Raw genomic sequence first — 13,449 nt, 5'->3', positions numbered from 1 at the left:
CCTAGATCGGCGGCAGGCCGGAACGCTTCTTGATCGTCGCCAGCGCGAAGTTGGATTCGACCGATTGGATGCATTTCAGCCGCGTCGCCTTCTGTTTGAGAAAGCGCTCATAGCCTTCGATGCCGTCGGTGACGACGCGTAGCAGATAGTCCTGCGAGCCGGTCATGAGGTAGCATTCGGCGACCTCGCTCCAGCTTTCCACGGCCTTCTCGAACTCGGCGATCTGCTCCTGGTTCTGCTGGGTGAGACGCACGGAGACAAAGACGCTGAAGGGCAGGCCATAGGCCTTGGGATCGACGACTGCCGTGTAGCCCTGGATGACGCCGGTTTCTTCGAGCCTCTTGAGGCGGCGCAGGCAAGGTGTCGGCGACAGGCCGACACGCTGTGAAAGATCCTGATTGGTGATCCGCCCATCCTCGCGGAGCACCGAGAGAATCCGACGATCGATCGTATCGAGCATGATATGCTCCGTTGTACAGGTTTTTGAGCAGGAAGCTGCAATTGCGAGTTTATGTTGAGCTTCATCGACCAAGCAATGGCGCTGCCATGAGATTATTCTGAACGGCAGGGATTCAGCGGCGCCGCCGGAAACAGGGAGACAGCCCATGAGCGAGGACAGCTATCACAAGGACCGGATCGCCAATCGCCGGCTCCATCCGGAGACGCTGATGATGGGCTTCGGCTATTCGCCGGCCATGTCGGAAGGCTCGCTCAAGCCACCGGTCTTCCTGACCTCGACCTTCGTTTTCGAGAACGCCCAGCAGGGCAAGGACTTCTTCGACTTCACCTCGGGGCGGCGCCAGCCGAAGCCCGGCGAAAAGCCTGGGCTGGTCTATTCACGCTTCAATCATCCCAACATGGAGATCCTTGAGGATCGCCTGGCGATCTGGGACGAAGCTGAGAAATGCGCCGTCTTTGCCTCCGGAATGGCGGCGATCGCCACGACCTGCTTCGCCTTCCTGAGGCCGGGCGACACGATCCTCCACTCCCGCCCGCTCTATGGCGGCACCGAGACCCTGCTCAAGAACCAGATGGGCGCCTTCGGCATCACGCCCTTCGGCTTCACCGACGGGCTCGACGTCGCGCAGATGCGGGAGGTCGCCAAGGCGGCGGCCGCCAAGGGCCGCGTCGCCATGATCCTGGTCGAGACGCCGGCCAACCCGACCAATGGCCTCGTCGATCTCGCTGCCTGCAAGGCGATCGCCGACGAGCTGGAGAAGTCGCAGGGGCATCGCCCGCCCGTCGTTGTCGACAACACGCTGCTCGGCCCGAAATACCAGAAGCCGCTCAAGCTCGGCGCCGACCTCACCCTGCTGTCGCTGACCAAATATGTCGGCGGCCATTCCGACCTCGTCGGCGGCTCGATCAGCGGTTCCGAGGCGCTGGTGCGGCAGGTGAAGGCCTGGCGCGGTTCGCTCGGCACGCAAGCAGACCCGAACTCCTGCTGGATGCTGATGCGCTCACTGGAGACGCTCGACATCCGCATGAGCCGCGCCAACGAGAACGCGAAGCTGGTGGCGGAATACCTCGAAAACCACCCGAAGGTGGCGAAGGTGCATTATCTCGGCAGCCTCAAGGATAGCGATCCGCGCAAGGCGGTCTTCGACCAGCAGTGCAGCGCCGCCGGCTCGACTTTCGCCTTCGACGTCAAGGGTGGCGAGAGGGAAGCCTTCGCGCTGCTTGACAATCTCCAGATCATGAAGCTCGCCGTCAGCCTCGGCGGTACCGAGACGCTGGTCTCGCACCCGGCCGCGATGACCCATTCCGGCGTCGCCAGGGAGCTGCGCGAGGAGATCGGCCTGACAGATGCGCTGATCCGCATCTCGGTCGGCATCGAGAACATCGAGGATCTGATCTCGGATCTGGCGCAGGCCTTTGAGGCGGTGTGAGGCCGCCGTCGCGGCGCCGGTGTCAGCCGAGGCCGAGGAACAGCGCCAGCGAGCGGTTCACCGCGATCATCGTTTCGGGATCGAGCCGGCCAAAAACCTGGCCGATCCGGTCCCGACGCACAGTCATCGCCTTGTCGATCATGATCTGGGACGCAAGGCGCAGCCCGTTCGCAGCGTCGGGCTTGACCGTCAGCCTGATCAATGGCGCGTCGACGAGATTGCTGGAGATCAGCAGCACGGTGACCGTCGCCGTCAGCTCGAACGGATCAGCCTGAATGATCAGGGCAGGGCGGGGCTTGCCGAAGTCTCCGGCGATCGCGACCGTGACGAGATCGCCGCGCTTCATTCAGGAGCGCGGTCCAGATCTTCCAGAGCAGCGTCGAGGAATGTGTCCAGCTCTCGATCGGCGCTGTCGCTGACAGCGACGAGGCGTGCCTGACGGCGGCACTCTTCAATGAAGCCGGCCCGTCGCGTGTCGGGAACCCAGATCTGCACCGGCCGTAGCCCGGCCGCTCGCAGGGCGTCGCGGCGCTTCTGAACGCGTCTGGCAGTCGAAGTGGGCATGTCGGTCACTCCACGGAGTGTTACATGTAACGATTATGCCGGCGTTCTTCAAGGTCTGCGGGCGACTCAGACCCCGATCCGCCCCCAGCCCGGCAGTTTCAGCGCCGGGCTGCGCAGGTCGAGCCCGGCGACGAGGCCGAGGATGTTTACCTCGACGCCCTCGACCCAGCCCACCGTGATGCCGGCGAGCCCGTAGACCGAGGCCTGGATGCCGGTGCGGCTGGCGGTGAGGCCGGCGAAGAGCCCGTCGGCGCGCCAATCCTTGCCGATGGCGGTCGGCGGCAGCGCCTGCCTGAGTTCCGGCGCCTCCGACAGGATGTGCTGGACGAAGCTGTTCGAATTCGGTCCCGGCCAGGCGAGGTAGCTGCCGGGGGTGGAATAGGCGTAGCTCGCCACAGCTGCGCGAATGCGCGGGATCAGCCGCTCGGCAGCCTCGCCCCTGATCTCGGTCACCAGTTCCGGCATGTTGCCGAACCAGCGTCCGTCCGCCTCGCGGTGGTTGACCCTGAGCGGCGTGCCCCAGCCGACCACGTCGAAGCGCGTATAGGCGCTGGCGCCGCGCTCCTTCACCACGATCCAGGAATGATGCGCGAAGATGCCGCGCCAGCGCCCGACCCGCGCGGCGAACAGATGCACCGTCGCTTCGGGCTCGACCGCGGCGGCCGGCAGGAGCTGTGCGCTCGTCCAGTCGGCACGGCGCCAGTCCGGCGCATGCGTCTGCCAGATCCACCAGCCCGCATGGCTTGCAAGCGGCAACAGGAAGGCGAGCGCGAAGAACAGCAGGAAACGGCGCATCCGGCACGGTATGTGCAGGACCGTGCGAACCGGCAAGAACACCGCCGATCACGCTTGCGTCAGCCGGCGCGGACAAGCAGCAGGGGCTTCCAGCAACCCTTGGCTGTGCGCGGGCATCCGGTCGCGCCTGATGCCGGTTGATGCGGGGGGGAAAGCTGGTAGCGTGCGCGCGCCTGAGCTTGATGGAGGGGCAGATTGGGTGGGACTGTGAAGCGACTGGCCGAGGCCATTGCGGCCTGTGCGGTCGGACTGGGACTTCTCGCCGCGCCGGCGGCCGCGCAGGACAAGCAGCTGCGCATCTTCAACTGGTCTGATTATGTCGACCCGGAGGTGCTCGACGCCTTCAAGAAGGAAACCGGCATCACCGTCGTCTACGACACCTTCGACCAGATGGAGACGGTGGAGACCAAGCTTCTGGCCGGCAAGACCGGTTACGACCTGATCGTCGTCACCGCCTCCTTCCTGCCACGCCATATCCCGCTCGGCCTCTACCAACCGGTCGACAAGGACAAGGCGCCGAACCTCAAGAACCTCTGGCCGGAGATCCAGACCCGGCTGTCCAAATATGATCCCGGCAACAAATACGCCGTGAACTACATGTGGGGCACCACGGGGATCGGTTACAACACCGCCAAGATCAAGGAGCGACTCGGCCCCGACGCTGTGATCGACAGCTGGAAGATCGTCTTCGAGCCCGAACAGCTCAAGAAGTTCTCCAACTGCGGCGTGCACGTGCTCGATGCGGTCGAGGAGATGTTCCCGGCGGCGCTGCGCTATCTCGGGCTCGATCCGGATTCGAAAAACGAGGCCGATCTCAACAAGGCCGGCGAGCTCCTGCGCAAGATCCGCCCGCACATCCAGAAGTTCCACTCCTCGGAGTACATCAACGCGCTGGCGAACGGCGATATCTGCCTGGCCGTCGGCTATTCCGGCGACATCCTTCAGGCGAAAAAGCGCGCCGAGGAGGCCAAGAACGGCGTCCAGATCGCCTATTCGATCCCGAAGGAAGGCGCGCTGATGTGGTTCGATTCCTTCGTGATCCCGAAGGATGCCGGCAATGTCGACGCGGCGCTGAAGTTCATCGACTTCGTCAACAAGCCGGAGATGGCGGCGAAGAACTCGGACTTCATCCAGTATGCCAATGGCAACCTCGCCTCCAAGCCGATGCTCTCGGCCGCGGTGCGTGACAATCCCGGCATCTATCCGTCGGACACGGTGATGGGGCGGCTCTATACGATCACGCCCTACGACCAGAAGGCGCAGCGGCTGGTGAACCGGCTCTGGACCCGTGTGAAGACCGGCAAGTGACCGGCTTCGGACAGGTCGCGAGCCCCATGAAGAAGACCTCGCCCGGCAGCGTGCGCCGGGCTTTCCAGCCCTGGAACGACCCTGCGGCGAAGCCACTGGTGGAGTTCCGGGGCGTGACCAAGCGCTTCGGCGACATCACCGCGGTAGGCGATCTCACGCTTGCGCTCTACCCGCGCGAGTTCTTCGCGCTGCTCGGACCGTCCGGCTGCGGCAAGACCACGCTGATGCGCATGCTCGCCGGCTTCGAGACGCCGGATGCGGGCACGATCGTGCTCGACGGGCAGGACATCACCGGCATTCCGCCGCATCTGCGGCCGGTCAATATGATGTTCCAGTCCTACGCCCTGTTCCCGCACCTGACGGTAGCGAGCAACATCGCCTATGGGCTGAAGCGCGAAGGACTGCCGCGCGCCGAAATTGACCGGCGCGTCGAGGAGATGCTTGCGCTGGTCAAGCTGTCGGGCTTCGGCGGCCGCAGGCCACATCAGCTCTCCGGCGGCCAGCGCCAGCGCGTCGCGCTGGCGCGCTCGCTCGCTAAACGGCCAAAGCTGCTCCTGCTCGACGAGCCGATGGCGGCGCTCGACAAGAAGCTGCGCGAGCAGACCCAGTTCGAGCTGATGGACCTGCAGAGCGAGCTCGGCCTCACCTTCATGGTCGTGACCCACGACCAGGACGAGGCGATGACCATGGCCGACCGCATGGCGGTGATGGATCACGGCAAGCTCGTCCAAATCGGCCCACCGGACGTGATCTACGAGGCGCCGGCCAACCGGCACGTCGCGGAATTCGTCGGCGACATCAACATCTTCGAGGGCATGATCGTCGCCGTTGACGGCGAGCTGGTGCGGGCGGAGGTGCCGCTCGTCGGAACCGTCGAGCTCGACGAGGAGGCGCCGGCGCTCAAGCCGGGCGAGCCGCTGCTCGTCGGCATCAGGCCCGAAAAGATCGAGATCGCCCATGACGAGCCGCCGCAGGCGGTCAACAAGGTCGCGGGCGAGATCTGGGACATCGGCTATCTCGGCGACTTCACCATGATCCAGGTGATGCTCGGAGGAGAGGGCGATCAGGGGGAGGGCGGCCAGCTCGTCAAGGTCGCGCTCGCCAACCGCACGCGCCGGCTGGCGCGGCCCTTCGCCTGGGAGGACAAGGTCTGGCTCTCCTGGGACGTCGAGGCCGGCGTGGTGCTGCCGCCATGAGGGGGGCGGGGAACCGCTCGCGTCATTCCGGGGCGACGCGTAGCGGCGAGCCTGGAACCCATATCCGCGGTCCTCTCCGGAAAGGGTGTGAAGGGCACGGATTTTTGCTGTGGCGTCGTGTTCATGGGTTCCGGGCTCATTGCTTCGCAATGCCCCGGAATGACGGCGGAGTGACGCCGTGAGCGCGGTCGCTTCGCTGCAGCGGCTCGGCCGGCTGGTCGTGGCCGTGCCCTATCTGTGGCTCGCGCTGTTCTTCCTCGCGCCCTTCGCCATCGTCCTGCGCATGGCCTTCTCGCAGGCGGCGACGGCTCTGCCGCCTTATGCGCCGCACTGGGAGGGGCTCGCCCAGCTCGGCGAGTTCCTGTCGCAGCTCGATGTCGAGAACTTCAAGCTGCTCGGCGACGACCCGCTCTACTGGCAGAGCTATCTCTACTCCCTGCGCATCGCGGCGCTGACCACCGTCTTCGCCCTCGCCATCGGCTATCCGCTCGCCTATGCCATGGCATCAGTGCCGGCGCGCTGGCGCGGCATCCTGCTGGTCTTCGTCATCCTGCCGTTCTGGACCTCGTTCCTGATCCGCGTCTACGCCTGGATCGGCATCCTGCGGCCGGAGGGGCTGCTCGACGCTGCGCTCGCCTTCTTCGGCTTCGAGGCCGAGCCGCTGCGTCTGCTTAACACCGAGACAGCCGTGCTCCTCGGCATGGTCTATTCCTACCTGCCCTTCATGGTGCTGCCGCTCTTCGCGACGCTGGAAAAGCTCGATCGCGGCCTGTTGGAGGCTGCGGCCGATCTCGGCGCCACGCCGCTCACGGCCTTCTTCACGGTGACGCTGCCGCTTTCGCTACCCGGCGTCCTCGCAGGCTCCGCGCTGGTCTTCATTCCGGCGGTGGGCGAATTCGTCATTCCGGACCTGCTCGGCGGCCCCGACACGGTGATGATAGGCAAGGTGCTCTGGAGCGAGTTCTTCTCGAACCGTGACTGGCCCCTGGCCTCGGCCGTGGCGGTGGTGCTGCTCGTCGTGCTGGTGCTGCCGCTCGTCCTGTTCCAGCGAGCGCGCCTGCGGCGGGAGATGGCGACGTGAGCAGGCTCGGCCCCGGATTGATCCTGGCGCTGATCGTCGGCTTCGCCTTCCTCTATTTGCCGATCCTGACGCTCGTCGCCTATTCCTTTAACGCCTCACGGCTGGTGACGGTCTGGGGCGGCTTCTCGACGCATTGGTACGGCGCACTGCTGGCGAACGAGCCGCTGCTCGATGCAGCCTGGCTCTCGATCCGGCTCGGCTTTGTCTCGGCGACGCTGGCGATGATCCTCGGCACGCTTGCCGCGCTGGCGCTCGCCCGCCACGGCCGCTTCCGCGGGCGCACACTGTTCTCCGGCATGGTGCTGGCCCCGCTCGTCATGCCCGAGGTGGTGACGGGCCTGTCGCTGCTGTTGCTCTTCGTGTCGGCCGATGTCGAGCGGGGCTTCTGGACCGTGACGATCGCCCACGCGACCTTCAGCCTCGGCTTCGCCTGCATCGTCGTTCAATCACGGCTCGCCGGCTTCGACCGCTCGCTGGAGGAAGCGGCGCAGGATCTCGGCGCCACGCCCTTCGTCACCTTCTGGACCGTGACCTTGCCGCTGATCTGGCCGGCGGTGGCGGCGGCCTGGATGCTCGCCTTCACGCTGTCGCTCGACGATCTCGTCATCGCGAGCTTTACGACGGGCCCCGGCGCGACCACGCTGCCGATGCGGCTCTATTCCGCGGTCAAGCTCGGGGTCTCGCCCGAGATCAACGCCGCCTGCACGATCATGATCGGGGCCGTGGCTATCGTCGTGATCGCCGCTTCGCTGCTGCTGAAACGCGAGCAGCTCTCCGGCAGTTAAACGGCGCCTGAACGGCGCCCTCAAAGCCCGTTCAGCCAGGTTTTGCGAATGTCCCTCTCACGGCCGGGGAATTCTCCCCGCCGCGAGACAGGACAGGGACCATGTTCCGCAATCGCGCCCGCATCGGTTTGGCGGCCCTCGCACTGGGCGGCATCGTGCTCGCCGCTTCCACCTTCGCCGGAACAGGAAACGCGCAGGCTTTCGGCGACCGCTACGAGCGCGCCGATTATGAGCGCCCGGCCTACGGCTATGGCTGGCGCCCGGCGCCGCCGGCCGTCCATGGCTTCTGGGGTCAGCGCCGCTGGCATCGCTACTCTGACGGCTACGCCATGCGGCCGCCTCCGCCGCGCTATGGCTATGGTTACGGTTGGCGGTAAGTGTCGCCACGCCGGCTGTGACCATGGGGCGGGCGCGGCCTGAGGGCAGCGCCCGCCTTTTTCGTTATTCCGCAGCGACCGTGTGCTGGGCGTAGCCAAGGCGCTGGTTGAGCTCTTCCAGCAGCTTCTCGGCGGCGTCGGCGATGACGGTGCCGGGCGGGAAGATCGCCGAGGCGCCGGCCTCGATCAACGCGTCGAAATCCTGCGGCGGGATGACGCCGCCGACCACGATCATGATATCGGGGCGACCGGCCTTGGCGAGCGCCGCCTTTAACTCTGGCACTAGCGTCAGATGTCCCGCCGCCAGCGAGGAGACGCCGACGATGTGGACGTCGTTCTCCACCGCCTGCCGCGCCGCCTCGTCGGGCGTCGCGAAGAGCGGGCCGATATCGACGTCGAAGCCGAGATCGGCAAAGGCCGAGGCGATCACCTTCTGGCCGCGGTCGTGCCCGTCCTGGCCCATCTTGGCGACGAGGATGCGCGGGCGGCGGCCATCCGCCTCCTCGAAAGCCTGGCACATCAGCTGGACGCGCGTGACGGCTGGGTTCATGTCGCCGACCTCCCGCTTGTAGACGCCTGAGATCGCCTTGATCTCGGCCCTGTGGCGCCCGAAGACCTTCTCCATCGCCAGCGATATCTCGCCGACCGTCGCCTTGGCGCGGGCAGCCTTGACCGCGAGATCGAGCAGGTTGCCGTTGCCGGCGGCGCCGTTGGTGAGCGCGGTCAGCGCCGCCTGCACCTCGGTTTCGTTGCGCTCGGCCTTGAGGCGCTTCAGCTTGTCGAGTTGCTGGGCGCGCACCGACGCGTTGTTGACCTTGAGCACGTCGATCGAAGCCTCGTTCTCCGGTTTGAAGCAGTTGACGCCGATGATCGCCTGCTGGCCGCCATCGATGCGCGCCTGCGTCTTGGCGGCGGCCTCCTCGATCCGAAGCTTCGGGATGCCGGCCTCGATCGCCTTGGCCATGCCGCCGAGCTTCTCGACCTCCTGGATATGGCCCCAGGCCTTTTCGGCAAGCTCTGCCGTCAGCCGCTCGACGTAATAGGAACCACCCCAGGGATCGATGATCCGGGTCGTGCCGCTTTCCTGCTGGAGCAGGATCTGGGTGTTGCGGGCGATGCGGGCGGAGAAGTCGGTCGGCAGCGCCAGCGCCTCGTCGAGCGCGTTGGTATGCAGCGACTGGGTGTGGCCTTGCGTCGCCGCCATCGCCTCGATCATCGTGCGCGGCACATTGTTGAACACGTCCTGCGCCGTCAGCGACCAGCCCGAGGTCTGGCAATGGGTGCGCAAGGGCAGGGATTTCTCGTTGGTCGCGCCGAAATCCTTGACGAGCTTCGCCCAGATCAGCCGGGCGGCGCGCATCTTGGCGACTTCCATGAAGAAGTTCATGCCGATCGCCCAGAAGAAGGACAGGCGCGGCGCGAAGACATCCACGCTCAGCCCCGCCCGCTGGCCGGCGCGGATATATTCGACACCGTCGGCCAGCGTATAGCCGAGCTCCAGGTCCTGCGTCGCGCCCGCCTCCTGCATGTGGTAGCCGGAGATCGAGATCGAGTTGAACTTCGGCATGTTGGCCGAGGTGAAGGCGAAGATGTCGCCGATGATCCGCATCGAGGGCGAGGGCGGATAGATATAGGTGTTGCGGACCATGAACTCCTTGAGGATGTCGTTCTGGATGGTCCCCGAGAGCTTGGCCTGCGGCACACCCTGTTCTTCCGCCGCAACGATATAGAGCGCCAGAACCGGCAGCACCGCGCCGTTCATCGTCATCGAGACGCTCATCTGGTCGAGCGGGATGCCGGAGAACAGCGTGCGCATGTCGTAGATCGAGTCGATCGCCACGCCCGCCATGCCGACATCGCCGGCGACGCGGGGATGGTCCGAGTCGTAGCCGCGATGGGTGGCGAGATCGAAGGCGACCGAGAGCCCCTTCTGCCCGGCGGCGAGGTTGCGCCGGTAGAAGGCGTTGGAATCCTCAGCCGTGGAGAAGCCGGCATATTGCCGGATCGTCCAGGGCTGGTTGACATACATGGTCGGGTAGGGGCCACGCAGATAGGGCGCGATACCCGGCAGCGTCTCGACGAAGGGCAGGCCGGCGCGATCATCCGCCGTGTAGAGCGGCTTGACCGGGATATCCTCCGGCGTCAGCCAGGGCTCAGCCGCCGATAGCTCGGCCGGCGCCGCCGTCCGGGTGTCGGCGAAGGCGAGCTTCGTGAAATCCGGGATCGCGGTCATGGCTTGCTCCCGTCGGGCCAGGGTCTGCACTCATGATGGGCGTTGTTCTGATCGGGCCAAAACGGCCGAGAGCGAGGAGGAGCCCGCCGCCCGATGCCCCAGGCATCGGGCAAGGGACCGACGTCGCTATCGCCCGTTTTCGCCCGACCCCTTCGGGGCGCGGGCCTTTTGAGCGGCTGGTGCGTCGCGCGGCCTTGCAAGCCGGACGGCTTGCTGCGCCCACGCTCCTGCCCGCCGATCAAAATGCCCTGCGTCAGAACAGCGCCCATCATGAGTACAGACCCTAGTCCCACCAGTGATGGAAATGATGCACCGGCCCGTGGCCGTGGCCAACTGCAACCTCGTCGGCGGCTGCAATGGCGGCGGAAATGTAGCTCTTGGCGTGGCCGACGGCCTCCGGCAGGGGCAGGCCCTTGGCGAGGTTCGCCGCGATGGCGGAGGACAGGGTGCAGCCGGTGCCGTGCGTATTGCGGGTTGCAAGGCGCGGCGCATTGAAGCGCTGGCGCGCGCCGCCGGCGAGCAGGAGCAGGTCGCTGCTGACATCGCCGCTGCCATGGCCGCCCTTGACCAGGACATTGGCCGCGCCGAAGGCCGCGAGCTTCTCGGCCTGCTCGTCGACCGCCTGCTCGGTTTCCGCCATGCTGGAGCCGAGCAGGGCGGCAGCCTCGGGCAGGTTCGGCGTGATCAGCGTTGCGAGCGGGAAAAGATGCTTGCGGATCGCCTCCACCGCCGATGCTTCCAGCAGGCGCGCGCCGGAAGCCGCGATCATTACCGGGTCCAGCACGACGTTTTTCGCGCCATGCCGCTTCAGGCCAGCCGCGACCGTCTCGATCAGTTCGGCCGTCGCCAGCATGCCGATCTTGACTGCATTGACGTCGAGATCCTCGAACACCGCGTCCATCTGTTTGGCAACGAAGTCGCGTGGCACGGCATGGATGGCGCTGACGCCCTTCGTGTTTTGCGCCGTCAGCGCGACGATGACGCTGGCGCCATAGACTTGGTGCGCGGCGAAGGTCTTGAGGTCGGCCTGGATGCCGGCGCCGCCGCTCGAATCCGAGCCGGCGATGGTGAGGGCGATAGCAGTCAAACTCATGTCTCCGGTCAGGCGCTCGCGATGGCCTGCGCGCGTTCGAGCGTCTCGACCACGTCGCAACCCATGAAGATGAACGAGGATATGCCGGCCTTGTTCAAAGCCTCGCTCTCGGCGGGGCGGCCGGCGAGCCAGACCGTCGCTCCGGCTGCGGCGAGCGCCTCGGCCGCGGCGGCACCTTCCTCGGCATAGGCGATATCCGAGCCGCAGAGGCAGGCAAGTTTCGCGTCCGAATCGCGGAAGGCGCCGACCAGCGCGTCGAGATCAGTGGCGCCATCCGTGGCGAAGCCGTCGCCGCTCGGAGCGGCAAGGCCGCCGGCCTCGAACAGATTGCGGGCAAAGCCCGCGCGAGCGGTGAAGTCGGCGATGGAGCCGAGCGTCGCCAGGAAGACAACGGGCCGTTGCGGCAGGGCGTCGGCCTTGTCGCGCAGGGCTTCGAACGGCTCCGCCAGCCTGAGCGAGGGCAGCGTGTCCGCGCGCAAAGCCGCGCCGGGCGCGATCTGGGCGTCGGCTCGGCCGGCGCCGCCGACGAAGGAACGGATGATTTCGCCCTGGTTCCGTTCGGCGAGGCTGCCGGGCGGACGCCGTTCTCCGCGGGCGACCGGCGCGACCTTCAGCACGGCCACCGCATCCTCGCGGATATGGGGGAACTCGCTGGTGCCGGTAATCGGCTCCCGGCGAGTCGCCACCACCTTCATACGCGCGGCCCTCTGCCCTGCCAGCGTCTTCTGGACGGAGCCGTTGGCAAGGCCGGCGACGATGCCGCGCAGATCGCCTTCGCTCTGTCGCTCGATCTCCTGGAAGGCCAGCCAGCCCTGTTCGCAGAGCGCCTGCGTCAGCGCCTCGAAACCGCCGGCACCGGCCGCCGGATCGGCGACGCGCCAGAGATTGCTCTCTTCGAGCAGGATGAGCTGGGTATTGCGGGCGACACGACGCGCGAAAGCATCCGGCAGGCCAAGCGCGGCGGTGAAGGGTTGGACGGTCAGCGAATCCGCCCCGCCGACTCCCGCAGAGAAAGCGGCGACCGTGCCGCGCAGCAGATTGACATGAGGATCGCGCCGGGTCAGCGAGCGCCAGGCCGTCTCCGCATGAATCCGAGCTGGCTTCGGTGCGAGCCCGCAGGCCTGCTGGATGCGGTTCCAGAGCAGTCTTGCTGCCCGGAACTTCGCGACCGTCAGGAATTCGTCGGTATCCGCGACCAGCGTGAAGGCGAGGGTGTCGCGCGCCTCGGCCAGCGTCAGCCCTTGCGCTTCGAGCGCGCGCAGATAGGCGACCGCGGTGGCGAGCGCCGCGCCGAGCTCCTGCGCCTCGCTGGCGCCGGCCTCGTGATAGGGCCGGCTGTCGACGGTGATGAACGGGCCGGAGAAGCCGCGATCCTTGATGGCGCGGATGGTTTCGGCAAGTCTGCGGCCAACCTCGGGCCAGGAGACGGCGAGCGAGCCAAGCCCGGCGAAGACGCCGATCGGATCGAGGCCGAACTCCACGGAAAGCTCGGCCGGCGCATGGCCGCGCTTCTCGATCAGCGCCGCTAGCAGCAAGGCGTTGATGCGGCCCTGGGGAGCAGGGTCGAGCCGCAGCCGGATAAGATCGAGCATGACACCGTCGAGGGCGGTATCGAGAGCGGAGACGTCGTCGGCGACGAGACCGTAGCCTCTCGCTGCTTGCGCGCCCGCAGAGCTGATGGTCAGCGTGTCGGCACCGCCTTCCAGATCGGCCAGCGCAAGCGCCTGGGCTTCCTTCGGCCCGGGATGGTCGAGCCGGGCCGCGACGTGCCAGCGCTCGGCTTCGGCGCGCAAGGCCCGCGCGGCAGGGGAGGCGGCGGGGTAGAGCGGCTCGATGCGGATACCGTCGGCGCTGCGGCCGACCAGCCGCTTCTCGAAATCCGCGCCCTTCAGAACCTTGTCGACTGCCGCGCGCCAGGCGTCATGCGACGGCGCCGGAAAGGCGTCGAGATAGGGAAGGTCGGATGGGGCAGCCGAGTTCATGCGCGCCGATGCTCCTCTTCCGCATAGTGTGCAGCCGTGGAGTGCTGATTGCCATGGGCGCGCGCGCACCGCCATCCCTACTTCGTCGCAGGGCAGGTGCAAGAATGCGAAGAAGGATACAAAACGCCGCCGCTACGCCGCCCAAA

The 13,449-nt window shown here is 66.6% G+C and carries 13 protein-coding genes; 6 read left to right on the top strand and 7 right to left on the bottom strand.

Features of this window, described 5'->3' with window-relative positions:
• Window position 1: 1 nt before the first annotated feature.
• Window positions 2-460, bottom strand: a complete 459-nt coding sequence (locus FQV39_RS11150; RefSeq protein WP_149130346.1) for an Lrp/AsnC family transcriptional regulator — start codon at window positions 458-460, stop codon at window positions 2-4.
• Between the two features lie 145 nt (window positions 461-605).
• Between FQV39_RS11150 and FQV39_RS11145 the strand changes: the two genes are divergently transcribed.
• Entirely contained in the window at window positions 606-1,889 is a 1,284-nt protein-coding gene (locus FQV39_RS11145) for a cystathionine gamma-synthase family protein (protein ID WP_149130345.1), read from the top strand.
• A gap of 22 nt (window positions 1,890-1,911) precedes the next feature.
• On the opposite strand, the gene FQV39_RS11140 is transcribed toward FQV39_RS11145, so the two are convergent.
• From FQV39_RS11140 to FQV39_RS11130, 3 genes are all read right to left on the bottom strand, one after another.
• Window positions 1,912-2,235, bottom strand: a complete 324-nt coding sequence (locus tag FQV39_RS11140) for a type II toxin-antitoxin system PemK/MazF family toxin (RefSeq protein ID WP_149130344.1) — start codon at window positions 2,233-2,235, stop codon at window positions 1,912-1,914.
• Window positions 2,232-2,453: an antitoxin MazE family protein gene (locus FQV39_RS11135; RefSeq protein WP_149130343.1), complete on the bottom strand. Its 222-nt coding sequence runs from the start codon at window positions 2,451-2,453 to the stop codon at window positions 2,232-2,234. Before FQV39_RS11135 ends, FQV39_RS11140 begins: the two co-directional genes overlap by 4 nt.
• Window positions 2,454-2,519: 66 nt before the next feature.
• Window positions 2,520-3,284, bottom strand: coding sequence for a DUF3750 domain-containing protein (locus FQV39_RS11130; RefSeq protein WP_349238589.1), 765 nt, complete (start codon window positions 3,282-3,284; stop codon window positions 2,520-2,522).
• A gap of 159 nt (window positions 3,285-3,443) precedes the next feature.
• On the opposite strand from FQV39_RS11130, the gene FQV39_RS11125 reads away from it, so the two are divergent.
• The 5 genes from FQV39_RS11125 (at window position 3,444) to FQV39_RS11105 (ending at window position 7,995) form a co-directional block, all read left to right on the top strand.
• Window positions 3,444-4,556 carry a polyamine ABC transporter substrate-binding protein gene (locus FQV39_RS11125; RefSeq protein ID WP_282570316.1) on the top strand — a complete coding sequence of 371 codons (1,113 nt, stop codon included), beginning with the start codon at window positions 3,444-3,446 and terminating at the stop codon, window positions 4,554-4,556.
• 26 nt (window positions 4,557-4,582) lie between these two features.
• The gene (locus FQV39_RS11120) at window positions 4,583-5,752 is read left to right on the top strand and encodes an ABC transporter ATP-binding protein (RefSeq protein ID WP_149133786.1); all 1,170 of its coding nucleotides are present in this window, start codon (window positions 4,583-4,585) and stop codon (window positions 5,750-5,752) included.
• Between the two features lie 178 nt (window positions 5,753-5,930).
• Window positions 5,931-6,833, top strand: a complete 903-nt coding sequence (locus tag FQV39_RS11115) for an ABC transporter permease (RefSeq protein ID WP_248313326.1) — start codon at window positions 5,931-5,933, stop codon at window positions 6,831-6,833.
• Window positions 6,830-7,618 (top strand): ABC transporter permease, encoded by a 789-nt coding sequence (locus FQV39_RS11110; protein WP_149130342.1) that lies wholly within the window; start codon window positions 6,830-6,832, stop codon window positions 7,616-7,618. The genes FQV39_RS11115 and FQV39_RS11110 overlap by 4 nt, the downstream gene beginning before the upstream one ends.
• A gap of 101 nt (window positions 7,619-7,719) precedes the next feature.
• On the top strand, window positions 7,720-7,995 hold the full coding sequence (locus FQV39_RS11105) for a hypothetical protein (RefSeq protein ID WP_149130341.1): 276 nt from the start codon (window positions 7,720-7,722) through the stop codon (window positions 7,993-7,995).
• A gap of 64 nt (window positions 7,996-8,059) precedes the next feature.
• On the opposite strand, the gene scpA is transcribed toward FQV39_RS11105, so the two are convergent.
• The 3 genes from scpA to FQV39_RS11090 all read right to left on the bottom strand — a co-directional run bounded on the left by scpA (window position 8,060) and on the right by FQV39_RS11090 (window position 13,303).
• Complete coding sequence (gene scpA / locus FQV39_RS11100) at window positions 8,060-10,228, bottom strand: methylmalonyl-CoA mutase (RefSeq protein ID WP_149130340.1); 2,169 nt, start codon at window positions 10,226-10,228, stop codon at window positions 8,060-8,062.
• 283 nt (window positions 10,229-10,511) lie between these two features.
• On the bottom strand, window positions 10,512-11,315 hold the full coding sequence (gene thiD / locus FQV39_RS11095; RefSeq protein WP_187640319.1) for a bifunctional hydroxymethylpyrimidine kinase/phosphomethylpyrimidine kinase: 804 nt from the start codon (window positions 11,313-11,315) through the stop codon (window positions 10,512-10,514).
• A 14-nt stretch (window positions 11,316-11,329) separates the two neighbouring features.
• Window positions 11,330-13,303 (bottom strand): methylmalonyl-CoA mutase subunit beta, encoded by a 1,974-nt coding sequence (locus FQV39_RS11090; protein ID WP_149130338.1) that lies wholly within the window; start codon window positions 13,301-13,303, stop codon window positions 11,330-11,332.
• Window positions 13,304-13,449: the final 146 nt, after the last annotated feature.

This window comes from Bosea sp. F3-2 (assembly GCF_008253865.1).
Taxonomy (GTDB): domain Bacteria; phylum Pseudomonadota; class Alphaproteobacteria; order Rhizobiales; family Beijerinckiaceae; genus Allobosea.
This window is presented reverse-complemented; position numbering and strand designations above follow the sequence as displayed.

Coding starts and splice junctions, on each gene's coding strand:
- FQV39_RS11150 (WP_149130346.1), bottom strand. CDS start 460: ATGCTCGATACGATCGATCGTCGGATTCTCTCGGTGCTCCGCGAGGAT.
- FQV39_RS11145 (WP_149130345.1), top strand. CDS start 606: ATGAGCGAGGACAGCTATCACAAGGACCGGATCGCCAATCGCCGGCTC.
- FQV39_RS11140 (WP_149130344.1), bottom strand. CDS start 2,235: ATGAAGCGCGGCGATCTCGTCACGGTCGCGATCGCCGGAGACTTCGGC.
- FQV39_RS11135 (WP_149130343.1), bottom strand. CDS start 2,453: ATGCCCACTTCGACTGCCAGACGCGTTCAGAAGCGCCGCGACGCCCTG.
- FQV39_RS11120 (WP_149133786.1), top strand. CDS start 4,583: ATGAAGAAGACCTCGCCCGGCAGCGTGCGCCGGGCTTTCCAGCCCTGG.
- FQV39_RS11105 (WP_149130341.1), top strand. CDS start 7,720: ATGTTCCGCAATCGCGCCCGCATCGGTTTGGCGGCCCTCGCACTGGGC.
- scpA (WP_149130340.1), bottom strand. CDS start 10,228: ATGACCGCGATCCCGGATTTCACGAAGCTCGCCTTCGCCGACACCCGG.
- FQV39_RS11090 (WP_149130338.1), bottom strand. CDS start 13,303: ATGAACTCGGCTGCCCCATCCGACCTTCCCTATCTCGACGCCTTTCCG.